20 protein-coding genes are annotated in these 22,046 nt (G+C 69.3%); 12 read left to right on the plus strand and 8 right to left on the minus strand.

The annotated features are described in order from the left end of the window. Positions 1 to 43 precede the first annotated feature (43 nt). Entirely contained in the window at positions 44 to 478 is a 435-nt protein-coding gene (locus CA234_RS14555; RefSeq protein WP_126002037.1) for a pyridoxamine 5'-phosphate oxidase family protein, read from the minus strand. A 272-nt stretch (positions 479 to 750) separates the two neighbouring features. Between CA234_RS14555 and CA234_RS14560 the strand changes: the two genes are divergently transcribed. From CA234_RS14560 to CA234_RS14580, 5 genes are all read left to right on the plus strand, one after another. Then, the gene (locus CA234_RS14560; protein ID WP_125975218.1) at positions 751 to 1,398 is read left to right on the plus strand and encodes a PEP-CTERM sorting domain-containing protein; all 648 of its coding nucleotides are present in this window, start codon (positions 751 to 753) and stop codon (positions 1,396 to 1,398) included. A 118-nt stretch (positions 1,399 to 1,516) separates the two neighbouring features. Next, complete coding sequence (locus CA234_RS14565) at positions 1,517 to 2,110, plus strand: sigma-70 family RNA polymerase sigma factor (RefSeq protein WP_241213518.1); 594 nt, start codon at positions 1,517 to 1,519, stop codon at positions 2,108 to 2,110. Positions 2,111 to 2,113: 3 nt separating this feature from the next. Beyond that, the gene (locus CA234_RS14570) at positions 2,114 to 2,740 is read left to right on the plus strand and encodes a zf-HC2 domain-containing protein (protein ID WP_126002038.1); all 627 of its coding nucleotides are present in this window, start codon (positions 2,114 to 2,116) and stop codon (positions 2,738 to 2,740) included. Then, a complete protein-coding gene (locus tag CA234_RS14575; protein WP_126002039.1) occupies positions 2,737 to 3,927 on the plus strand; it encodes a S8 family serine peptidase in 1,191 nt (396 codons plus the stop codon). Before CA234_RS14570 ends, CA234_RS14575 begins: the two co-directional genes overlap by 4 nt. Positions 3,928 to 3,934: 7 nt before the next feature. Next, positions 3,935 to 4,609 carry a TorF family putative porin gene (locus CA234_RS14580; protein ID WP_164521823.1) on the plus strand — a complete coding sequence of 225 codons (675 nt, stop codon included), beginning with the start codon at positions 3,935 to 3,937 and terminating at the stop codon, positions 4,607 to 4,609. Here the strand turns inward: CA234_RS14580 and CA234_RS14585 are convergent. After that, a complete protein-coding gene (locus tag CA234_RS14585; RefSeq protein ID WP_126002041.1) occupies positions 4,592 to 5,620 on the minus strand; it encodes a LacI family DNA-binding transcriptional regulator in 1,029 nt (342 codons plus the stop codon). The genes CA234_RS14580 and CA234_RS14585 overlap by 18 nt on opposite strands. A 12-nt stretch (positions 5,621 to 5,632) precedes the next feature. Continuing rightward, the gene (locus CA234_RS14590; protein WP_126002042.1) at positions 5,633 to 6,814 is read right to left on the minus strand and encodes an MFS transporter; all 1,182 of its coding nucleotides are present in this window, start codon (positions 6,812 to 6,814) and stop codon (positions 5,633 to 5,635) included. Between the two features lie 354 nt (positions 6,815 to 7,168). Here CA234_RS14590 and CA234_RS14595 point away from each other — a divergent pair, with 354 nt between their 5' ends. The 4 genes from CA234_RS14595 (at position 7,169) to CA234_RS14610 (ending at position 15,010) form a co-directional block, all read left to right on the plus strand. After that, entirely contained in the window at positions 7,169 to 9,400 is a 2,232-nt protein-coding gene (locus CA234_RS14595) for a glycoside hydrolase family 3 protein (protein WP_126002043.1), read from the plus strand. Between the two features lie 116 nt (positions 9,401 to 9,516). Further along, positions 9,517 to 12,708, plus strand: a complete 3,192-nt coding sequence (locus CA234_RS14600; protein WP_126002044.1) for a TonB-dependent receptor — start codon at positions 9,517 to 9,519, stop codon at positions 12,706 to 12,708. A 68-nt stretch (positions 12,709 to 12,776) separates the two neighbouring features. Further along, complete coding sequence (locus CA234_RS14605) at positions 12,777 to 13,484, plus strand: SapC family protein (protein ID WP_125975201.1); 708 nt, start codon at positions 12,777 to 12,779, stop codon at positions 13,482 to 13,484. 35 nt (positions 13,485 to 13,519) lie between these two features. Beyond that, positions 13,520 to 15,010, plus strand: a complete 1,491-nt coding sequence (locus CA234_RS14610; RefSeq protein WP_126002045.1) for a tryptophan halogenase family protein — start codon at positions 13,520 to 13,522, stop codon at positions 15,008 to 15,010. 9 nt (positions 15,011 to 15,019) lie between these two features. On the opposite strand, the gene CA234_RS14615 is transcribed toward CA234_RS14610, so the two are convergent. Then, positions 15,020 to 15,229, minus strand: a complete 210-nt coding sequence (locus CA234_RS14615) for a hypothetical protein (RefSeq protein ID WP_241213519.1) — start codon at positions 15,227 to 15,229, stop codon at positions 15,020 to 15,022. 115 nt (positions 15,230 to 15,344) lie between these two features. On the opposite strand from CA234_RS14615, the gene CA234_RS14620 reads away from it, so the two are divergent. Beyond that, positions 15,345 to 16,079 (plus strand): ABC transporter ATP-binding protein, encoded by a 735-nt coding sequence (locus tag CA234_RS14620; RefSeq protein ID WP_125975194.1) that lies wholly within the window; start codon positions 15,345 to 15,347, stop codon positions 16,077 to 16,079. Then, on the plus strand, positions 16,076 to 17,521 hold the full coding sequence (locus CA234_RS14625) for a hypothetical protein (RefSeq protein ID WP_241213520.1): 1,446 nt from the start codon (positions 16,076 to 16,078) through the stop codon (positions 17,519 to 17,521). Before CA234_RS14620 ends, CA234_RS14625 begins: the two co-directional genes overlap by 4 nt. 2 nt (positions 17,522 to 17,523) lie before the next feature. On the opposite strand, the gene CA234_RS14630 is transcribed toward CA234_RS14625, so the two are convergent. Further along, on the minus strand, positions 17,524 to 18,075 hold the full coding sequence (locus CA234_RS14630) for a hypothetical protein (protein ID WP_125975191.1): 552 nt from the start codon (positions 18,073 to 18,075) through the stop codon (positions 17,524 to 17,526). Between the two features lie 244 nt (positions 18,076 to 18,319). On the opposite strand from CA234_RS14630, the gene CA234_RS14635 reads away from it, so the two are divergent. After that, positions 18,320 to 19,318 (plus strand): phosphatase PAP2 family protein, encoded by a 999-nt coding sequence (locus CA234_RS14635; RefSeq protein WP_241213521.1) that lies wholly within the window; start codon positions 18,320 to 18,322, stop codon positions 19,316 to 19,318. A 13-nt stretch (positions 19,319 to 19,331) separates the two neighbouring features. Here CA234_RS14635 and CA234_RS14640 read toward each other — a convergent pair whose 3' ends face one another. The 3 genes from CA234_RS14640 to CA234_RS24965 all read right to left on the minus strand — a co-directional run bounded on the left by CA234_RS14640 (position 19,332) and on the right by CA234_RS24965 (position 21,878). Next, positions 19,332 to 19,859, minus strand: a complete 528-nt coding sequence (locus CA234_RS14640; RefSeq protein ID WP_125975186.1) for an RNA 2'-phosphotransferase — start codon at positions 19,857 to 19,859, stop codon at positions 19,332 to 19,334. Positions 19,860 to 19,921: 62 nt separating this feature from the next. Further along, on the minus strand, positions 19,922 to 20,275 hold the full coding sequence (locus CA234_RS14645) for a response regulator (protein WP_164521824.1): 354 nt from the start codon (positions 20,273 to 20,275) through the stop codon (positions 19,922 to 19,924). After that, entirely contained in the window at positions 20,244 to 21,878 is a 1,635-nt protein-coding gene (locus CA234_RS24965) for a PAS domain-containing protein (protein ID WP_346962894.1), read from the minus strand. Before CA234_RS24965 ends, CA234_RS14645 begins: the two co-directional genes overlap by 32 nt. Positions 21,879 to 22,046: the final 168 nt, after the last annotated feature.

The following is a 22,046-nucleotide window of genomic DNA, read 5'->3' on the forward strand; positions in this document are numbered from 1 at the left end:
CCGGCGCCGCTACCGATTATGGGGCGGCGCCGGGGCGCAAACCTCAGAGCGCGATCTCGCCCTCGTCGCTGCCATTCCAATAATGCAGCCGGCGCGCGCGGACATGGATCATCACCACGCCCGGCGTGTCGATGCCCTGCTCGAACCAGCGATCGAGATCCTTGGTCCAATGCTCGGCGAACTGCGCCTTGTCGCGCACCAGATCGGCATCGCCCTCGACCGCGATGAACAGCGGCGGGCCGCCAAGCAGCCCCGTCGCACCGGTGAAGGTGAGGCCCACCTTCGGTTCGGCCTCGATGTCGGCGATGGTCCGCGCGCTGTCATAGCTGAAAAAATAGCTGTCGCCGCGATACTCGACCTCGCCATTGTTGCTCATCGGGCGGCTCGCGATGGCACCCCCGTCGGTCCGCGTGGAGAGCATGCCGAAGTCGATCTTGCCCATCTTCTTCGCCAGCGATTCCAACGTCATTTCCGCCATGATACTCTCCTTCGACACGACCGGGGCCCCGGACGGAAGCATCAACCGCGGCCGATGGCGTCGGTTGCATCGACGACACGGAAGCGCGGCCCGGCACATCGCCCGCAAAAAGTTAATCCGCTTTGAACCATTCCCCCCGGTCCCGGCACTGACGGCATGCGAACGCTTCCGGCCGCGGCGTTCCCCCTGTGTGCGGCCGAGGCCGACGTGCGTGTCCGATCCGGTGTCCGCCCCTGTGCACCGGATCGGACCAATCAAGGGAGAACCAATTGATGCGTATCTTGTTGGGCGCAGCCGCGCTCGTCTCGCTCGCCGCCGCGCCTGCGCTGGCCCAGACCCAGACCGTCACCGACGCGACCGGCGATTTCCTGTCCGGCTATACCGGTCCGAAGCTCGCCGATCTCGACGTCACCAGCTTTTCGGTGAGCTATGATTCCACCGCCCAGCTGTTCACGCTCGGCACCACCTTCGCCGGCGCGATCACCCCCGGTACGCCGGGCTTCTATGTGTTCGGCGTCAACACCGGCAAGGGCGCGATCCGGCCGTTCGGCGGGATCGGCCAGGGCAATGTGATCTTCGACCAGGCGATCGTGGTGCAGAAGGACGGCACCGGCGCGATCGGCGGCACCGCGCTCGATGCGAACTGGGTGGCGATCGCCGGCAACATCCTGACCGTGAAGGTGCCGCTGTCGCTGCTGCCGAGCACCGGCTTCGCGCCGGGCAAATACGGCTTCAACCTGTGGCCGCGTACCGGCTTCGGCAACAACGCCCAGATCAGCGACTTCGCGCCCGAGAACGCCACGCTCGCCGCCGCCGTGCCCGAACCGGCCAGCTGGGCGATGCTGATGCTCGGCGCCGGCGCTGCCGGCGGCATGCTCCGCTATCGCCGCCGCCGCCAGGCGACCCTCGCGCTCGCCTGACCGGTCATCGCCGGCCGGGCGCGCAAAACCACCCGGCCGGCGAAAAATTGCACCTCGGGCCGCACCGATTGAACCTTCGCTCCCCTACACCCCACTAAGGGGGAGCGAGGGCAGGTGCGTGACACAGAACGACCATCAGGCCCGGCGACCGACCGCACGGCAGGACGACGAGGAAATGGGCCTCGTCGCCGCGGTGCGCGCGCGCGACCTGCGGGCGTTCGAGCAGCTCTATCGTCGCTACCAGCCGCGGCTCGCCCGCTTCGTCGGCTCGTTGCTGCGCTCGCCGGGGCTGGTCGAGGAAGTCGTCAACGACACGCTGATGGTGCTGTGGCAGAAGGCGAGCGACTTTACCGGCGCCAGCCGGCTGTCGACCTGGCTGTTCGCCATCGCCTATCGCAAGGCGGTGCGCGCCCGGGCCCGCGAGCCGCTTGCCGCCGCCGAGGACGCGGCGATGCTTGCCGAAGTCGCGGATGACAGCAGCGCGGACGCGGGGCTGTCGCGCGATCGTACCCGCCAGGCGCTGCAGCGGGCGATGGGCGTGCTTTCGGCCGAACACCGCGCGGTGGTGGACCTCACCTATTTTCACGAGATCGGCTATCGCGAGATTGCCGAGATTCTGGGATGTCCGGTCGATACGGTGAAGACGCGGATGTTCCATGCCCGGCGCCACTTGCGGCGTGCGATGGCGGGCGAATTGGCGGACTGGATCTAGACGATGGGCGACCTACTCCATTTGCGCGGCGATCCCCACGAGGCGACGATGCTGCTGCTGCCCTGGTACGTCACCGGGGAAATCGAGCCCGGCGACCGGTTGCTGGTCGACGCGCATCTCGCCGACTGTGCCGAATGCCGCGAGGAACTCGCCGCCGAGCGACGGCTGCACGGCGCCGTCGCGGATCTGCCCGCGCCGAGTGCCGCCGGCTGGGAGCGCATGATGGCCGAGCTTGCCCGGCCGGAAGCACCGGCGCAGCTGCCGAAGCGTTTCCTGCGCCGCGCCGGCTGGATGCTGGCGGCGCAGGCGGCGGTGCTGGTGCTCGGCGTCGGCGTGGTGCTGCACCTCCAGCGCCAGGCGCCATCGGTCGCCACCCCGCCATCCTATCATGCGCTCGGCGCGCCGCAGCAGGGACGGGCGGGCAACATCCTGGTGATGTTCGCGCCAGACACGCGCGAGCCGGCGCTGCGCAAGGCGATCGCAGCCTCGGGCGCGCGGCTGGTCGACGGGCCGACCGCGGCGGGTGCCTATCTGCTCGCCATCGCGCCGGGCGAGCGCGCGGCCGCGCTGGCCCGTCTGCGGGCGCAGGCGGGGGTCACCCTGGTGCAGCCGGTCGACGCCGCGCCATGAGGTGGCTGGGCGCGGTGCTGTTGCTCGCGCTGTTCGCGGCCGCGCCCGTGCAGGCGCGCGCTGCCGCGGACGACGCCCCGCGCATCCTGATGATGCTCCGCCTCGCTCCTGCGCATTTCCGTGCCGGCAGCGGCTATGGCGGCGGCTATGGCGAGGACCAGTCGGCGGCGGCGCGGCGGCGGATCGCAGCCGCGGTGGCCAGGCGCAACGGGCTGCGCCTCGCCGGCAACTGGCCGATGCCGATCATCGGGATCGACTGCTTCATCCTGACCGTCCCCAGGGGCCGCGCCCCGGCCGAGGCAGCCGCGCAGGTCGCGCGCGATCCCGCCGTGGAATGGTCGGAGCCGATCGAGACCTTCGAGGCCCAGGGCGACCCGACGCCCAATGATCCGCTCTACCCGGCCCAACCCGCCGCACACGCCTGGCACCTGGCGATGCTCCACCGCACCGCCACCGGGCGGCGCGCGCGGATCGCGGTGATCGACAGCCAGGTCGATGCCCGGCATCCGGATCTGGCGGGGCAGGTCGCGGTCGAGCGCAACTTCGTCGACGGCGCCGGCGCCGCCGCGGAACGGCACGGCACCGGCATCGCCGGCGTGATCGCGGCGCGGCCGGACAATGGCGTGGGCATCGTCGGCATCGCGCCCGGCGCCCGGCTGCTCGCGCTGCGCGCCTGTGCGGAGCAGGGGGCAGGGGCGGGCGCCGCGACGCTCTGCGACAGCCTCAGCCTCGCCCGCGCGGTGAGCTTCGCGGTCGAGCAGCGCGCCGACGTGATCAACCTCAGCCTCGCCGGGCCGCCGAGCCGGCTGCTCGAGACGCTGCTGCGGATCGGCGTCGCGCGCGGGGCGACGGTGGTCGCGGCCTATGATCCCAAGCTGCCCGGCGGCGGCTTCCCGGCCTCGATGCCCGGCGTGATCGCGGTGGCGGAGTCGGCGGTGGGGCAGGCGGGCGGCCCCTATGCCGCGCCTGGTCGCGACATCCCCACGACGCAGCCCGGCGGCCGCTGGTATCTGGCAAGCGGTTCCTCCTATGCCGCCGCCGAGGTGAGCGGGCTGATCGCGCTGATCCGCGAAGAGCATGTACCGGGCAGACGACCCGCGCTCGTTTCTGCTAGACCCGGCGGCGGAGAGATCGATGCCTGTGCGAGCGTGGTGGGAAAGGCGAAATGCGCAGGTTTGCGTCGCTGAGGCGCTGTTGGCGCTCGCGCTGCTGGGCGCGGTCCCGGCGCGGGCGCAGTGGAGCGGGCAGATCTCGGTCACCAACGACGAGCGCTGGCGCGGGCGCAGCATCAGCGAGGGCCGCCCTGCCGCGACGCTGTCGCTCGGCTATGACGATCGCTCGGGCCTCTACGCCGATGCCTCGGCCACCGCGGCGGCGCTGCCGCAGGGCGTGACGCTGGTCTCGGCGGGCGTCGATGCCGGCTATGCCTGGCGGCTGCCCGGCGGGCGCGTGCTCGATGTCGGCGTGACGCGGCGCGAGTTCCGCAGCGCTGCCACCACCCCGCCCGGATCGGGCTATACCGAAGCCTATCTCGGCATCGGCGGCCGCAGCCTTTCGGCGCGGCTGCACTATTCCCCGGACTATCTGTGGCGCGACACCGCGACGCTCTACGCCACGCTCGACGGTGTGGTGCGCCCCGCACCTGGCTGGCGGCTGCTCGCCCATGGCGGCGCGATGCAGTTTCTGGGGACCGTGCCGCGCTACAGCACGGATCGGACGCAGTTCGATTACAGCCTGGGCGTGGCGAGGCGCTTCGGGCGGATCGACGCCCAGCTCGCCTGGACCGGCGGGGCACCGGGCACCGACTTCTACCGCGGCGCCGCGCATGCGCGCCGGGGGGTCACGCTGGCGCTATCGCTCGGTTTCTGACGCGGGGGCGGGGCCGGTGCTGTCGCGCAGCGTCAGCGTATGGGGCAGGCGCAGCGACGGCGTCGCCTTGCGCCCCTCGGCCGGGCGGGTGAGCAGCTCCACCGCCGCCGCCGCCATCTCGACATGCGGCTGGTGGACGGTGCTGAGCGGCGGCCAGGCCATGCGCGCGATCGCGGCATCGTCGAACCCGGCGATCGAGAGCTGGTCGGGCACCACGATCCCGGCGCGCATCGCCGCGACCAGCACGCCCAGCGCCATCTCGTCATTGGCTGCGAAGATCGCGCTCGGCCGGTCCGGGCCCGACAGCAGCGTTTCGCCCGCGGCGAGGCCCGAGCGGAAGGTGAAGTCGCCGGGCAGCGTCCGCTCGGGGCGCAGCGCGAGGCCCGCCGCCGTCATCGCCGCCTCGAAGCCTTCCTGGCGGCGGGCGGCGGCATGGTGTTCGGGATTGCCCTGGATGAAGCCGATGTCGCGGTGGCCGAGCGCGATCAGCGCCTCGGTCAGCTCGCGGGCGGCGCCGCGTTCGTCCATCTCCACCGCGGCGGTGTGTTCGTCGACGTCGCCCGGCGAGATCCGCACCACGGCGACCTCCATCCGCGCGAACAGGTCGAGCAGCTCGGGCCAGTCGCACAAGGGGGGCGTGAGGATCGCGCCGCCCAGCCGCATCGATCGCAGCGAGGCCTCGCACTCCGCCAGCCAGCCGGGCCGGTCGCGGGTCACCTGCTCGACGACGAGGTGGTAGCCGAGCGCCCGGCAGCGCGCGAGCGCGCCGCGCTGGACATCGGCGGCATAGGCCGAGGCCGGGTCGTCGAAATACAGGCCGAGCAGGAAGGAGCGGGCGCTGGACAGCTCGCGGGCGAAGGCGTTGGGACGATAGCCGAGTTCGTCGACCACCTTCTGCACCGCTGCGCGCACCTCGGGGCGAACATAGGCCTCGCCGTTGATCACGCGCGAGACGGTCTTGGGCGAAACGCCCGCCTGCCGGGCGACGTCCTTGAGGGTGAGCGGCTTCATGCGTGCGCAGTCTTATCGCCTCGCCGGCGATAGCGCTATCATGCATGCGAAGGCGGCGATCCCCAGATAGCACAGCAGCGGCAGCACCAGCGCGGCGGCGAGCCCGAGCTGGTCGGCCAGCGCACCGGTGGCGAGCGGCACCACCGCGCCGCCGACCACCGCCATGCACAGGATCATCGAGGCATAGGCGGCGAGGCCGCGATCCTCGGGCAGCGCCAGCGCGAAGATCGTCGGGTACATGATCGCGTTGCACAGCCCCACCGCGATCAGTGCCGCCGCGCCGATGACGCCGGGCGTACCGCTCGCGATGCCGACCAGCAGCACCGCCCCCAGCGCCACCCCCGCGAGCAGCCGCGCCGGGGCGATCCGCGCCAGCCCCAGCGCGCCGGCGAAGCGGCCGAGCATCGCCCCGCCCCAATAGAGGCTGACCAGCCGCCCCGCGCTCGCCGGATCGATGGCGAGGATCGTCGGCAGCGCGAGATAATTGGCGAGCAGGCTGCCGATCGTCACCTCCGCGCCGACATAGCCGAACATCGCGAGCGCACCCCAGGCGAGGCGCGGCTGGCGCAGCACCCGGCCGAGCGCCGCCAGCGGCAGCCGCTGCGGGGCGGGGTACGACGCGAGCAGGTCGCGTGCCCGCCAGAAGACGAGGCACAGCCAGCCCAGCACCAGCGCGCACGCAAGGAACGGCAGCGCCAGCGGCACTCGCCCCATCGCGCCGAGCTGGAGCAGGAAGCCCGCGCCGATCAGCGGCGCCAGCACGGTGCCGACCGAGTTGAACCCCTGGAGCAGGGTCAGCCGCGCCGCGCCGCCGCCCTCGGTCGCGACCAAGGGCTGCACGACATTGGCGGCGATCTGGAGAAAGGTGATGCCGGTCGACAGGCTCAGCAGCGCCAGCAGCAGCAGCGGATAGCTGCCGATCCACGCCGCGCCGCCCAGTGCCACGCAGGCGCAGGCCATTACCGCCAGCCCCGCGGCGATCGCGCGCATATAGCCGGTGCGGACCAGCAGCGCGGTGATCGGCAGCGCGAACAGCAGATAGCTTGAATGGAAGGCGAACTGGACCAGCGCCGCGCGCGTATAGTCGAGCCGGTCGATCAGCGTCAGCCGCGGCACCAGCAGCCCGACCAGCGCGGTGACGAAGCCGCCCATGAAGAAGATGCCGATCGAGCGGCGAAACAGCCGTGCGACCATGTCCGATGCCGGGGAGGTTAGGGAGTTCGATGCCACCCCGGAATCTTAGCGGCCGTTGCGCCCCAGGCAATGCGGATCGGCTTTATGCTTGACATCGATGTCAGATCGATCCAGACATCGCTGTCAGAAAATACAAGCCCGTAATAATGCGGGTCGAAACGGGGGAGAGGACATGCCGGGCATTGCTGCCGTTCGCCGCGCGACTGCGCCGACGCGCCTCCCCACCGCTATGCGCTTTCCGGTTCCGGCCCCCTCCTCAAGGGCGGATTACCTGCGGCCGTCGTCCGCCCCGATGGACGGCGGCCGCATTTTTCGGGCCGCACCCCTCCCTCCGCATCAGGAACTTTCGCGCCGATGAACGCTGCCCGCGCCCTTGCCTTGCTTCTCCTGACCGGTACCGCGCCCGCGGCGTCCTTTGCGCAGAGTGCGCCGCCGGCATGGCAGGACAGCAAGCTGGCGCCCGAAGCGCGCGCCGCCGCGCTGGTCCGCGCGATGACGCATGCCGAAAAGCTGCAGCTGATCCACGGCCTGTTTCCGCCGCGCGCGCAGCCCGCCCCGGCGGACATGATTCCCTCGGCCGGTTATGTCCCCGGCATCCCCCGGCTCGGCATTCCGACGCTGCGCGAGAGCGACGCGAGCCTCGGCGTCGCCAACCAGGTCGAGCAGCGCAAGGGCGACGTCGCGACGGCGTTGCCCTCGGGCCTCGCTACCGCCGCGACCTTCGACCCTGAATTGGCCCGCGCGGGCGGCGCGATGATCGGCGCGGAGGCGCGCGCCAAGACCTTCAACGTGCTGCTCGCCGGCGGCGTCAATCTCACCCGCGATGCGTGGAACGGCCGCAACTTCGAGTATCTCGGCGAGGATCCGATCCTTGCCGGCACGCTGGCCGGGGCGGCGATCGACGGCGTCCAGTCGAACCACATCGTCTCGACGATCAAGCATTTCATCCTGAACGCCCAGGAAACCGGCCGCACCGTGCTCAACGCGCGGATCGACGAAGCAGCCTTGCGTGAGAGCGACCTGCTCGCCTTCGAAATCGCGATCCAGGCCGGCAAGCCCGGCTCGGTGATGTGCGCCTATAACCGCATCGAAGGCGATTATGCCTGTGAGAGCGCGCGCATGCTCACCGGCGTGCTGCGCCGCGACTGGGGCTATACCGGCTGGGTGATGAGCGACTGGGGCGCGGTCCACTCCACCGTCAAGGCGGCGATGTCGGGGCTGGATCAGGAATCGGGGCAGGAGCTCGACCACGAAATCTACTTCGCACCCGAGAAGATCGACGCGGCGATCCAGGCCGGGCAGATCAGCACGGCGCGGCTCGACGAGATGGTCACGCGCATCCTCACCGGCGTGATCGCCAGCGGGCTCTACGATCATCCGACGCCGACCACCGCCCAGCCGATCGACTATGCTGCCCATGCCGAGGTCGCGCAGCGCGTCGCCGAGGCGGGCATGGTGCTACTGCGGAACGAGGGCGACCTGCTGCCGCTGGCCACGTCGGCCAAGAAGATCGTGCTGATCGGCGGCCATGCCGATGTCGGCGTGCTGTCGGGCGGCGGGTCGAGCCAGGTGCGTTCGGTCGGCGGTGCGCCGGTCGAAATCCCGCTGACCAGCGGGGCCGCCGCGTCGTTCGCGCGCGTCACCTGGCATGCCTCGTCGCCGCTCCAGGCGATCCGCGCCAAGGCCCCGCAGGCGCAGGTGACCTATGTCGACGGCAGCGATCCCGCCGCGGCGGCGCGCGCTGCACGTTCGGCCGACATGGTCGTGCTGTTCGCCACGCAATGGGCGACCGAGGCGCAGGACGTCGACTCGCTGAGCCTTCCCGACAACCAGGACGCGCTGATCACCGCGGTCGCCAGGGCGAACCCGAAGACGGTGGTGGTGCTCGAGACCGGCGGGCCGGTGCTGATGCCGTGGCTGGAGCAGGTCCCCGCCGTGCTCCAGGCCTGGTATCCCGGCCAGCGCGGCGGCGAGGCGATCGCCGGCATCCTGTTCGGCGACGTCAATCCCTCGGGCCGGCTGCCGATCAGCTTCCCGAAGAGCGCCGACCAGCTGCCACGGCCGAAGCCGGTGGTACCCGCCGGGCTCAACTCGAATGCTGCCAGCGATGCCGGTGCGGGCGACGGCAGCGCGTTGCCGAGCTGGGACGTGACCTATAGCGAAGGCGCCAATGTCGGCTATCGCTGGTATGCCACGCAGGGCACGCAGCCTTTGTTCCCGTTCGGCTATGGCCTCAGCTACACGCGCTTCGGCTTCAGCGATGCGCGCTTTACCGGCGGCGCCGCGCCTTCCGTCACGGTTACCGTCCGCAACCAGGGCGCGCGTGCGGGCGTCGTGGTGCCGCAGCTCTACGTCACCGGCCCCGACGGCGGGGCGCCGCGACTGGCCGCCTGGAAGCGCCAGGCGCTCAAGCCCGGCGAGGCCGCGCAGGTGACGCTCACCGCCGACCGCCATGCGCTCGTGCGGTGGAAGGACGGGCGCTGGGTGATCCCGGCCGGCAAGTATCGGCTTGCCGTCGGGCAGGATTCCGCTTCCGCGACGATGATGCGCGAAGTAGAGGTGCCGGCGGGAGCGATTCGCAAATGAAAACATAAGGAAAGGGGAAGGTGTGAAGAAAAGTAAGACAACGTTGTCGCCGATCGAAGTCGGTACTCAGCGGACCATCAGGGCCTAACGGCTCGTTCAGGAGGGGAAGAGACCCAATGCATATTCGTTCGTCATCGCGCGTTCGCGCGGTATCCATGCTCGCCGTCGCGACGGCGCTCGCCATGCCCGGCATCGCCGCGGCCCAGACCAGCACCGCGACGGACTCGGCCGCAGCGGACACCAGCGCCGCGCAGGATGCGGGCCAGGACAGCGGCGAGATCGTCGTCACCGGCATCCGCGCCTCGCTCGAGCGCTCCATCGCGCTGAAGCGCGACTCGACCGGCATCGTCGATGCGATCTCGGCCGAGGACATCGGCAAGTTCGCCAACACCAACCTCGCGGAATCGCTCCAGCGCATCACCGGCGTGTCGATCGACCGCGTCAACGGCGAAGGCTCGACCGTCACGGTCCGCGGCTTCGGCGCGCAGTACAACATGGTGACGCTGAACGGCCGCCAGCTCGCGGCCTCGAACATCGTCGCGGTGGGCGGCGACCAGGGCGGTGACGGCGCCGGCGGCTTTGGCCGTTCGTTCGACTTCGCCAACCTCGCCTCGGAAGGCGTCAAGACGCTGGAGGTCTACAAGACCGGTCGCGCCGCGATCCCGTCGGGCGGCATCGGTGCCACCATCAACATCGTCGGCGTGCGGCCGCTGGATCGCCCGGCCGGCTTCACCGGCTCGATCGGCGCCAAGGCGAGCTACGATACGTCGGCCGACGACTGCATCAGCTGCGGCAGCCATGTGACGCCCGAATTCTCGGGCGTGGCGAGCTGGAGCGATCAGGAGCAGCGCTTCGGCGTCACCCTGTTCGGCAGCTACCAGAAGCGCAATTTCAGCTTCCCGAGCCAGGCGAACAACTATTGGAACATGCCCCGCCTGTCGGACTTCCTCGATCCGTCGAAGGGCTACATCACCGCCAATACGAAGATCAACAATCGCCCGACCGACGGCAACACGCTGGTCGCGGTGCCCGACGACTATCGCCACCACTTCTCGGAAGCGAGCCGCGAGCGCATCAACGGCCAGGCCGTGGTGCAGTATCGCCCGTCGGACAGCATGACCTTCACGGTCGACGGCCTGTTCGCCCAGCTGCGCTCGTCCGAGCGCCGTTCGTCGCAGTCCAACTGGTTCTCCAAGCCGTTCGACGAAGTCACCTTCGACGATTCGAGCAACGGCATCGCCACCACCAAGTATCTTCACGAGACGCTCAACGGCGTGAAGGACGAAGGCTTCGAGAACGCCTATCGCGCGCAGAAGAACCGGCTGTGGGACATCGGCGGCAACCTGAAGTGGGAGCTGGCCGACAACTTCACGCTGAACTTCGACGGCCATATCGGCAAGGCCGAAAGCCTGCCCGACAATCCCAACGGCCAGACCTCGACCACGGTCGCCTTCAACGGCAACATCGTCACGTCGCACGGCCTGAACTGGGACGATGACGGGTTCCCGACCCAGACGCTGACGATCAACGACTGCTACCGGCAGACGACGCCGAAGGGCGTGGCTTTCACCAACGGCAATTGCAACGGCGTGTTCGACGCGGGCGATCTGTCGGCGGCGGTGCAGCGCCAGTTCGCGTCGACCCAGTCGCAGAAGATCAAGGAAGCCCGCATCGATGCGGGCTGGGATCTGGGCGGCGGCAGCCGCTTCGACTTCGGCGGCGACTTCCGCACCACCGACACGCGCCAGACCCAGTACAACACCCGCCAGGTGCTGGGTGACTGGAACAACGCGCTGCCGCCCGACGTCGCGGCCTTCGCGCCCGGCACGGTGCAGCAATATTGCCTGGTCTGCCAGTTCCACCACAACAACGCGACCGCCGACGCGGTGGGCAAGATCGCCTGGCGCGCCGAGGATCCGACCAAGCTCTACAACGCGCTGTACAACCACTATATCGGCATCACCAACGACGGCATCGACCACCAGAACTTCATCGACGCGAACAACGACAATCGCGTCAAGGAAGACATCTGGGCGGCCTATGGCCAGCTTACCTGGAAGGGCGAACTGGCCGGCCGCAACGCCACGCTGGTGATGGGCGTCCGCTACGAGCATACCAAGGTGAAGGCGACGTCGTTCCAGACCGTGCCGCTCGCGGTGGTGTGGCAGGCCGACAACGACTTCACGGTGCTCAACTCAGCCGATCGCCAGGCGGTTTCCGGCAATGGGAGCTACGACAATCTGCTGCCGCAGATCGACTTCCAGATCGAAGCCGCGAAGAACCTGATCGGCCGCGTTTCGTACAGCAAGACGATCTCGCGCGCGCCGTTCGGCAACCTGTTCGCCTCCACCGGGGCGGGTGCGCTCAACAACCCGACTTCGCTCGGCGGCGTTGCGACCGGCACCCAGAACAACCCGGCGCTGAAGCCGCTGGATTCGGATAACTTCGACGTTTCGCTCGAATGGTATCCGCGCCGCGACGTGTATCTGTCGGTCGGTTTCTTCGACAAGCGGGTGCACAACTTCATCGGCAACTCGGTGGTGCAGCGCAACCTGTTCGGCCTGCGCGACCCAACCGCGGGTCCGCTGGCGCAGGCAGGGCGCGCGATCGTCACCGGTCTCGGCGGCGACATCAGCAACGTGAACCTGTTCACCAGCACCGCGACCCTGCAGAAGTATAACGGCAACGTCGCGGCGGCGACCGCCGAGCTGCAGGCCAACTATGTGCCGTCGACCCGAACCTTCGACTCGACCTATATCAGCAACACGCTGGCCGCGATCGACGTGCAGCCGACCTCGGCCGACCCGCTGCTGAACTTTGCGGTGAACACGCCGATCAACAACAAGGACGCCGAGATCTACGGTGTCGAAGTCGCCGGCCAGTATTTCCTCGGCAATACCGGCTTCGGTATCGCCGCGAGCTACACGCTGGTGCGCGGCAATGTCGGCTTCAACATCACCGCCGATCCGAATGCCGACCAGTTCGCGCTGGTGGGCCTGAGCGATACCGCCAACGCCACGCTGATCTACGACAAGCACGGCATTTCCGCCCGCCTGTCGTACAATTGGCGCGGCAAGTTCCTCGCCGAAACCAACCGCGGCGCGGCGCGCAACCCGGCGTTCAACGATCCGTACGGCCAGGTCGATCTCAGCATCAACTACGACCTGACCAGGAACATCGCGCTCAGCTTCGAGGGCATCAACCTCCTTGAGGAAGGCGTCCGCAGCTACAGCCGCGATTACATCAACACCTGGTACGAGTCCGAAGGCTCGGCCCGCTATCTCGTCGGCGCGCGCTTCCGCTTCTGAAGCCCGCCGGTACAACAGGGAAAGGCCGCTCGCTTCGGGCGGCCTTTCTCGTTTAAGGTTCGCACATCATGCCCCGCGCCGTGCTCAACAATATCGACCATGCCGATCTGCGGATCCGGCTCGACCGTGGCGCCGCGTTCGGTGACGCGGTGAACCAGATGACGGTGTTTCCCACCGAGTTCGAGGCGCTCCAGCGCGACTATGTGCTGCTCTTCCGCCGCGATGCGGACGGCAGCTGGCGCTCGACGGTGCTGCTCGGCCTCGATGCCGACGAAAATCTCTATCTCGACGGCGATCGCTGGGATGCCGACCAGATTCCTGCGCTGATGGAGATCGGCCCCTTCTCGATCGGCCTGCCGCGCCCCGGCGAGGCGGGCGAGCCGATGATCCATATCGATACCGATCACCCGCGCGTCTCGACCAGCGAAGGCGCGCCGCTGTTCCTCGACCAGGGCGGCAACGCCCCCTATCTCGACCGGATCGCGGCGACGCTGCAGGCGATTTACGTCGGCGACCAGCTTTCGGCGCCGATGTTTGCCGCGTTCGAGGCTGCCGGGCTGCTCGAGCCCGTCACCTTCGACATCGAGCTGACCAGCGGCAGGCGCTACAAGCTGCCCGATTGCTGGGTGATCGAGGGCAGTCGCTTCGCCGCGCTCGGCGCCGAGGTGCTGGCGGCGTTGCACGCACAGGATTTCCTGCGCTGCGCGGTGTGGCAGCTATCTTCGCTCGGCAACCTGCCGCGACTGATCGCGCGCAAGGAACGCCGCGAAGGCTGAGGGCAGAAGCAGAAAAATCTCGGAGGGGACCAGCGATGGACGGGCAGAAGTTTCGGGTGGTGATCGCCGGTGGCGGCACGGCAGGCTGGGTCGCGGCGGCGGCGCTGGTGCGGCATCTCGGACCCAATCTCGACATCACGCTCGTGGAGTCCGATGCGATCGGCACGGTCGGCGTGGGCGAGTCCACCATCCCCACCGCCTGGACCTTCCACAAGCTGCTCGGCATCAACGAGCAGGTCTTCCTCCGCGAAACCAACGCGACCTTCAAGCTCGGCATCGCGTTCGAGAACTGGCTGCGCGACGGCGATCGCTATTTCCATCCGTTCGGCTCGGTGGGGCGTGCGCTGCCCTTGTGCGACTTCCAGCATTTCTGGCTGGAAGCGCAGCGGCGCGGCTTCGGCGGCGCGCTGGGCGACTATTCGCTTGAGACCCAGGCCGCGCTCTCGGAGAAGTTCGCTACCGGCGATCCGATGCCGCTCGCTTATGCCTATCATCTCGACGCGACGGCCTATGCAGCGTTCCTCCGCAGTCTCGCCGAGCCGGCCGGCGTGCGCCGCGTCGAGGGTCGCATCGTCGAGGTCGAGCAGGCAGCGGATGGCGATATCACCGCGCTGGTGCTCGAAGGCGGGCTGCGCGTCGAAGGCGACCTGTTCATCGACTGCACGGGTTTTCGCGCGCTGCTGATCGAGGAAACGCTCAAGACCGGCTTCGACGACTGGAGCCACTGGCTGCCGACCAACCGCGCCTTCGCGGTCCAGTCCGAGACGACCGAGGCGCCGGTGCCCTATACGCGCGCGATCGCGCACGGCGCCGGCTGGCGCTGGCGGATTCCGCTGCAGCACCGGATGGGCAATGGGTTCGTCTATGCCAGCGACTATCTGTCGGACGAGGAGGCCAAGGCGCAGCTGCTCGCCGCTGTTCCCGGCCGAGCACTGTTCGATCCGCGGCTGATCCGCTTCACCACCGGCATGCGCAAGAAGGCGTGGAACCGCAACTGCGTCGCGCTCGGCCTGTCGAGCGGGTTCATCGAGCCGCTCGAATCGACCAGCATCCATCTGGTGATGATCGCGGTGACGCGGCTGCTGCAGAATTTCCCGTTCCGCCGCGACATGGGCGCGCTGTCGGCGCGCTTCAACGCCCAGTCGCGCGCGGAATCGGAGCATATCCGCGACTTCATCATCCTCCACTACAAGCTCAACGACCGGCCCGAGCCCTTCTGGCGCGACCATGCCGCGCGCGCGGTGCCGGACAGCCTGGCAGCGCGGATCGCCTTGTTCGAGGAAGGCGCGTCGAGCTATCAGGAAGGCACCGACCTGTTCCGCGTCGACAGCTGGAACGCGGTGATGCTGGGGCAGGGGGTGCGCCCGCGCGACCATCATCCGATGCCCGCGCAGATTCCCAGCGAGGATCTGGAGCGGGCGCTGGGCGACCTGCGCGCGGGGATCGCGGCGCAGCTCGCCAAGCTGCCGGGCCATGCCGAGTTCATCGCCCGCTATGCGGCGGCGAAGGTACCGGCCGCCGCCTGACGCAGGCGCTTAGCGGCGGCTGCCGATCAGGGCGAGTTCGGCGACGCGCAGGCTCAGCTGATCGGCGGCGGCGGGATCGGCCTCGCCCCAGGCGAAGGCGGGGCGGGCAGTACCCAGATCGGCGCGGACACGCTGCGCTACCCGCTCCAGCTCGTTGGGCGTCGGCGGGCGCCCCTCGGCGATGCAGGCGATCACTTCCGGTGCGATCGTGCTTGGCATTGCGAACATCCTCACCCCTCCCGGTACTTTGCGGAAGCTGGGGACGAATGAACGCGAAAAAAGGTCCATGAAGGCGCGCTTGCGACGAACCGCGCGGCCGCTAGGATCAGCGCCAATGTCCTCGCCCGCGCTCCGCATCACCGGCCTGCATAAGTCCTTCGGCAAGCCCGTCATCACCGGCCTCGACCTGACCGTCGGGGCGGGGCAGCTCTACGCATTGCTCGGTCCCAACGGCGCCGGCAAGACGACGACGCTGCGCATGGCGGTGGGGCTGACCGAACCCGATTCCGGCAGCATCGAGATCTTCGGGATCGACGCGCGCACCGATCCGCGGGCGGCCAAGGCGATCACCGCCTGGCTGCCCGACGAGCCGATGCTCTACGACAAGCTGACCCCGGCCGAATATCTCGGCTTCGTCGCCGGCCTGTGGCGGATTCCGCCCGACCGCGCCGCGCCCGAGGCCGAGCGGCTGCTCCGCTGGCTGGAGCTGTGGGAGGTGCGCGACACGCGCTGCGAGGGCTTCTCGCGCGGCATGCAGCAGAAGGTGGCGCTGGCGGGCGCGCTGATCCACGATCCGCAGCTGCTGATCCTCGACGAGCCGCTGACCGGGCTCGACGCGGCGATGGCGCGATCGGTGAAGGACGCGCTGCGCGCCGCGGTCGACCAGGGCAAGACGGTGATCGTGACGACCCATATCCTCGAGGTCGCCGAGCGGCTGGCCGATCGGATCGGGATCATCGCCGGCGGCCGGCTGCTCGCCGAGGGCACGCTGGAGGAACTGCGTGCGCTCGCCGGGGCCGACGACGCGACGCTGGAAGACACCTTCATCCGCCTGACGAGCCGGTCGTGATCGGCTGGACGATGCGGCGGCTGCCGCCGGGAAGCCTCGCCTGGCTGACGCTGCACGAGCTGCGCGGCAACCTGCGCGCCACCGGCCGGAGCAAGCTGGGGCAGGTCGTGCTCGCGCTGGTGCTGCTTGGCTATACCGGGCTGGGCGTCGGCCTCGGGCTGCTGCTGGCCGACGAACAGTGGCAGGCAGGGGCGCTCGCCTGGCTGATCGCGCTGCTCGTGTCGATCCTGCTTTTCACCTTCATGACCACCCAGGCGCTGCTCGCCAGCCAGCGGACCCTGTACGAGGCGGGCGATCTCGACCTGCTTTTCTCCGCCCCGCTCGATCCGCGCACCGTCGTCTCGGCCAAGCTGCTGGGCATCGCCGGCGGGGTGATGCTCACCTTCTCGATCTTCCTGCTGCCGATCCTGCTGCCGGTGGCGCTGCTCGGCCATCCCGAGCTGCTCGGCGCCCTCGTCTTGCTGGTGGCGCTGGCGCTGGCAGCGGCGTGCCTCGGACTGGGGGTGACGCTGCTGCTCGCGCGGACCGTCGGCCCCCCCGCGGCGCGAACGCTGGGGCAGATCCTCGCCGCGCTGACCGGTGCGAGCGTGTTTCTCGCCAGCCAGCTCCTCAACCAGCACGACGATCGCCGCGAGTCCGGCACCGTGCTGCTGTTCGACGCACTGCGCAGCGCAGGGTACGGCAAACACGGCCTGAGCAGCCTGCCGGGCCGCGCCGCGTTCGGCGAGCCGCTGGCGATGGCGCTCCTGCTCGGCGGGGCGCTGGCGCTGTTCGGACTTGCCGGCTGGGGGATGCGCCATGCCTTCCTGCGCAGCTACCGCGCCGGGGGCGCACGACCGGCGGCGAAGCGCGCGGCCAAGGGCGGGATCGCCCGGCACTTCCATCGCGGGCTGTTCGCGACGATCTTCGCCAAGGAGCTGTGGCTGCTGCTGCGCGATCCGGCGCTGATCTTCCAGGTGCTGCTGCGCATCGTCTATCTTGCGCCGATCCTGCTGATCGCCTTTCGCGACAGCGGTTCGCTGCCGATGGCGCCGACGCTCGCCTTCACCAGCGTGGTGATCGCCGGGCAATTGGTGTCGAGCCTCGCCTGGCTCGCCGCCTCGGCCGAGGACGCCCCCGATCTGCTCAAGGTCGCGCCGGTGGACAAGGACGATCTCGATCTCGCCAAGCTGCTCGCGGCGATGGCCTTGGCGGCGCCTTTGGGCATGCTGCTGCCGGTCGCGATCGCGGTGGAGACCGTGCCCGGCGCGCTGGTGACGCTGCTGTTCACGGCCGGGGCGGGCGGGGCGGTCGGCTATCTGGAGGTGGCGCATGCCCAGCCGGCGCCGCGCTCTACCTTTCAGCGCAGGCAGAAGGGCGGGGGGATCGTCCGCAACCTGGTCGAGTTCGTGATCGCGCTGCTGCTTGGGCTCGCCGCCGGGGTGATCGTCTACTTCCTCTGACCTCAGCCGCCGGGCTGGAGCGCGCGGCGCGCCTCTTCGGTGACTGCATAGACGGCATGACGCTGGGCGCCGCGATTGTGGTGATCGACGCGGAAGCCCTGATAGTGCCGCCGGACGAGCCCGGCGCGGACCAGCTCGGAAACCGCGCGGCTGACGTTGGTGCGGCCGGACAGGCGGATCCGATGCTGCACCTCCGCCTCGATCGCCGCGCGTGCTGCCTCGGGATCGGCGGGGAGGGTGCCCGCCTTCTCGAGCTCGGCGCGAGCCCGCGCGGTCAGCCCCAGCCGACGCGGATCGCGGCGGGCGACCGGCGACAGTGCCTCGCTCAGCCAGTCGCGGACCGAGAGGCGGCGGCCGTCGCGCTCGATCCAGGGGCCTGCCCAGCCGGTGCGGTCGCTCGCCTGGGCGATCAGCTGGAGCACCATGAAACTGTAGCGCGGCCGCTCGCAGGTGGCGCTCAGCCGGTCGAGCACCGCGGGCAGGTCCAGGGCGGTGGGGGAGGCCGCATCCGGCCGAACGCGGGGGGCGGCGGCGAAGAGATCGGGCTGGAACATAGCAGGAATCTAAGCACATCGCGATTCGCCTGTGAATCCCCCATGTGCGCCCGCCTGCATTTGGACCAGCCATGGCACTTTGCCGCGCGCGGGAAACCGCCGGTCGTGGCACTTTACCTCCGGGCAAAGTGCCACAGATGGCAGGCGCGCCAGAGGGCTAGGCGCGGGCGCATCCGCGCGATAGGGTCGACGCCGACACGCGGACAGCAATGGCAGGCGGGTCGCCCCGCCCTCTCGACGAGCCATGCCTTTGACCGATCCGCATTCCGCCTCCGCCCTGCTCGCCGCCGCACCGGTGCTGCCGACCCCCGCGACAGACCCGCGGGCGGGCATCGGCTTTTCGGGAGGACAGGTCCGCGGCGCGGTTATCGCCGCGGTGGCGGCCTGTGCGCTGCTGCTCTGGGCGGCGGGGCTGACGATCGATCCGTTCGCGCGGAGCAACATCCCCTATTACGCGATCCTCGCCACCGCGCCGCTGCTGCGGCTCTGGTGTCTGCGCGACGGCCGCCGCTGGAGCCTGGTTCTCGCCCAGGTGATCGAATATTATACGCTCTTCATGGCGCTCGCGCTGATCGGCGCGGTGAGCTCCTATCCGGTCGCGGGGCTGAGCCAGGGCTTTGCCGATGCCGGGCTGCAGCGGGTGGACGAACTGCTCCAGTTCGACTGGCTCGCCTGGTACCGGCTGGTCGCCGCGCATCGTTCGCTCCAGCTGCTCGGCATCGTCGCCTATCAGAGCATCTTCCTCACCCCCGCGCTGTTGCTCGGCTGGTTCGCGCTTATGGGGCAGCGGCGCGAGGCGCATCGCTTTCTGGCGGCCTTCGCGATCGCCGCAGTGCTGACGCTGGCGATCTACAGCCAGATGCCGGCGGTGGGGCCGTTCTCGTACCTCTGGCACGGGCCGATTCCCTATATGCCGGTGAGCGAGCTGTGGCAGCCCGACCTGATCCCGGCGCTGCGCGACCACAGCCTGACGGTGGTCGATCTCGGCCAGCTGCGCGGGCTGGTCTCGGCGCCGAGCTTCCATGCCGCGTCCGCCACGCTCTACATCGCCGCCGCCCAGCGCTGCGGGCCCTTGCGCTGGTGGCTGACCGCGATCCCTTGCGCGATGCTGCTGTCGACCCCGGTGGAGGGCACCCATTATCTGATCGACCTGATCCTCGGCGCCGGCGTTGCGCTGGTCGCCTGGTTCTTCGCGACGCTGCTGATCCGCTGGCGGGTGCGGACGGCGCTCGCGGCCGGTTGAGCATCCTACGGCGCTAGGCGCGGGACAGGAATGCCGGCGGCACGGCTTCTACCAACCAGACGCCGTTGGTCGACAACCGGAACACGGTCCCATGACGGGCCATCTCCCCGGCGGCGATGCGAAGAAGGACGGGGGCTCCGCGTCGTTCACCGACACGCGCCGCAGTTTCGACATCGGGCGAAAGGTGCACATGGTGTCGCGCCATCGGCTTGAGCCCTTCCGCGAAGATCGCCTCCAGGAAGCGCTCGACGGTGCCGTGATAGAGCGTCTCCGGCGGGGTTGCGATGGGCCAGTCCAGATCGACGCTGATCGAATGTCCCTGTCTTGCGCGGACGCGGGTGCCATCGGGGGAGAGCTCGAAACGCTGCTTGTCGCTGTCCGCTACCACCTGTTCCAGCAGCGTCGGATCGGCGCCTTCGCGCGCGAGCGCCGCGCGAACGGACTCGACCGACGCCCAGCCCGCTTCATCCAGCGCGAGGTCGGCCGCTTCCGGCGCGTGGCGCAACCAGTAGGAGAGCAGCTTGGAGAGTTTCTGAGTCATCGCCCGCAGGTTTAGAGGCCCGGACCGCGATGGTCGACGATTTCAATAGACGCCGTGCGCCATCAGCCCGCGAACACATTCTCCACCGCCGCCCTAAGCGTGCTCGGCGAGCAGGGCTTGGAGCAGACCACCGCCTGCGGATAGCGGTCGCGCAGCGAGGTCGCGTCGGCATGGCCCGAATGGAAGATGATCGGCACGCCCGCGTCGCGCAGCACGTCGGCGGCGGGGAAGACCTCGCCGTCGGTCAGGCGGACGTCGAGGATCGCGCAGCCCGGCAGGTGGCTTGCCACCGCCGCCAGCGCCTCGGCGACCGAGACATAGGGGCCTTCCACCGCGAAGCCCGCTTCTTCCACTACGTCCTGCACGTCCAGCGCCACGAAAAGCTCATCCTCGATGAGCATCACCGTCTTCGTCATTCGCAAGCACTTTCGCAGGCAGATGGATCTGGATGGCGAAGACATGGTCCTCCGCCGATCGGGTGACCGTCACGCCCAATTGGCGCGACGAGGTTTGTACCAGAATCGTGCCGAAGCCGGTGCTCGATTCCACCGAAACGGGGCGGTCTCCGGTCTCGCGCCAGTCGAGCCGAACGCCGTCGGGCACACGTTCCCAGCGCACGGCGAGTTCCCCGCCCTTCGCACCGAGTGCCCCATATTTGACAGCATTCGTCGCCCATTCGTGCAGCATCAACGCAAGCGGCGACAAACAGGTCCGGTGAATCTTCACGGCCGGGCCATTTATTTCGATGTTGGCATGATCCCGATATGGGGCGAGCGTCGCCTCCACCAGCTCGGCGAGGTCGATCGACGGCGGCGCGCCCGCCGGCGCCGCCAGCGAATGGGCGCGACCCAGCGCGGCGATCCGCTCGCGCATGTCGTTGGCGAAGCGGGTCACGTCGTCATGGCTGCGCGCGCCGACCGAGATCATGCCGCTGACGATCGCGAACAGGTTCTTCACCCGGTGGTTCATCTCGCGCAGCATCAGCTCGCGGGTCTCGGCGAGCTTGTATTCTGGGGTGATGTCGATCGACACGCCGACCAGCCGGCGCGGGCCCGCATCGTCCACCCGCCGCCCGAAGGTCTTGATCCGGCGCACCTCCTCGCCGTCGAGAATGCGGTAGCTGATCTCGAGGTCGCCGCCCTGCGCGATCACCCGCGCCAGTTCCGCCTCGAACCGCGGGCGATCCTCCGGGTGCATCCGCTCGAGCCGCGCCTTGGGGTCGTTGAGCGCCATGCCGGCGGGGATGCCGAGCACGTCGCGGGCATGATCGTCGACGACGGTCTCGCCAGTATCGACGCGATATTCCCAGACCGCGATGCCGCCGGCGCGGATCGCCATGTCGAGCCGCTCGCGTTCGGCCGCCAGCGCGCGTTCGAGCGACAGCGCGTCGGTGATGTCGGTCAGCACCAACGTCGCGCCGTCGGTGGTGCCGTTCTGCGCGCGATAGGGCAAGGTGCGCATCGACAGCGTGCGGCTGCCGTCCTGGGTGGTCACGCGGCGCTGGAGCGGGCCCTCGCCGGCGATCACCGCGCGCGCATCCGCCAGATAGTCGCTGCCCGACAGGCGGCTGGCAACGTCCGCCAGCGGCCGGCCGCGGTCGCTCGGCTGGAGGGGGAACAGCGCGGTCGCGGCTTCGGTGAAGCTGCGGATGCGCAGCTCGGCATCGAGCACCACCACGGCGAGATCGGTCGACTCGAAGAAATTGCGCAGGTCCGAATTGGCGACGGTCAGCTGGTCGACCTTGCCCTTCAGCTCGTCATTGACCGTGGACAGCTCCTCGTTGGTCGACTGGAGCTCCTCGTTCATCGACATCATTTCTTCGTTGGAGCTCTTCAGCTCCTCGTTCGCGGTCTCCAGTTCCTCGACGGTGGTGCGCAGCCGGTGGCGGGTGACGCGCAACTCGTCCTCGAGCGCATCGAGATGGTCGTCGCCCGCATCGAGCTCGGCGGCGTCCTCGTCGAGCGCGGGGCGGAACGGCGCGGTCTCGCGGAACACGAACAGCAAGGTGCCGTCGGGCATCGGATCGCAGACGACGTCGATGGTCTGGCTGCCATATTCGGACTCCACCGTCACGTCGCGTGCGACTACCCGCTTGCGCTTGTCGCGGCCGGCGCGGAGCAGCGGGCCCAGCACGTTGCGGAGGCCCGGGCGGGCAAGGCCGATCGCGCTTGATCCGCCGGTGCGGGT

Source organism: Sphingomonas sp. ABOLE (assembly GCF_003950455.1).
GTDB lineage: Bacteria > Pseudomonadota > Alphaproteobacteria > Sphingomonadales > Sphingomonadaceae > Sphingomonas > Sphingomonas trueperi.

Bases quoted from the DNA above. Each gene is read 5' to 3' on its own strand.
- CA234_RS14555 (WP_126002037.1), bottom strand. From the start codon at position 478: ATGGCGGAAATGACGTTGGAATCGCTGGCGAAGAAGATGGGCAAGATC.
- CA234_RS14560 (WP_125975218.1), top strand. From the start codon at position 751: ATGCGTATCTTGTTGGGCGCAGCCGCGCTCGTCTCGCTCGCCGCCGCG.
- CA234_RS14570 (WP_126002038.1), top strand. From the start codon at position 2,114: ATGGGCGACCTACTCCATTTGCGCGGCGATCCCCACGAGGCGACGATG.
- CA234_RS14575 (WP_126002039.1), top strand. From the start codon at position 2,737: ATGAGGTGGCTGGGCGCGGTGCTGTTGCTCGCGCTGTTCGCGGCCGCG.
- CA234_RS14585 (WP_126002041.1), bottom strand. From the start codon at position 5,620: ATGAAGCCGCTCACCCTCAAGGACGTCGCCCGGCAGGCGGGCGTTTCG.
- CA234_RS14590 (WP_126002042.1), bottom strand. From the start codon at position 6,814: ATGGTCGCACGGCTGTTTCGCCGCTCGATCGGCATCTTCTTCATGGGC.
- CA234_RS14595 (WP_126002043.1), top strand. From the start codon at position 7,169: ATGAACGCTGCCCGCGCCCTTGCCTTGCTTCTCCTGACCGGTACCGCG.
- CA234_RS14600 (WP_126002044.1), top strand. From the start codon at position 9,517: ATGCATATTCGTTCGTCATCGCGCGTTCGCGCGGTATCCATGCTCGCC.
- CA234_RS14605 (WP_125975201.1), top strand. From the start codon at position 12,777: ATGCCCCGCGCCGTGCTCAACAATATCGACCATGCCGATCTGCGGATC.
- CA234_RS14610 (WP_126002045.1), top strand. From the start codon at position 13,520: ATGGACGGGCAGAAGTTTCGGGTGGTGATCGCCGGTGGCGGCACGGCA.
- CA234_RS14615 (WP_241213519.1), bottom strand. From the start codon at position 15,229: ATGCCAAGCACGATCGCACCGGAAGTGATCGCCTGCATCGCCGAGGGG.
- CA234_RS14620 (WP_125975194.1), top strand. From the start codon at position 15,345: ATGTCCTCGCCCGCGCTCCGCATCACCGGCCTGCATAAGTCCTTCGGC.
- CA234_RS14630 (WP_125975191.1), bottom strand. From the start codon at position 18,075: ATGTTCCAGCCCGATCTCTTCGCCGCCGCCCCCCGCGTTCGGCCGGAT.
- CA234_RS14635 (WP_241213521.1), top strand. From the start codon at position 18,320: ATGCCTTTGACCGATCCGCATTCCGCCTCCGCCCTGCTCGCCGCCGCA.
- CA234_RS14640 (WP_125975186.1), bottom strand. From the start codon at position 19,859: ATGACTCAGAAACTCTCCAAGCTGCTCTCCTACTGGTTGCGCCACGCG.
- CA234_RS14645 (WP_164521824.1), bottom strand. From the start codon at position 20,275: ATGACGAAGACGGTGATGCTCATCGAGGATGAGCTTTTCGTGGCGCTG.
- CA234_RS24965 (WP_346962894.1), bottom strand. From the start codon at position 21,878: ATGCCCGACGGCACCTTGCTGTTCGTGTTCCGCGAGACCGCGCCGTTC.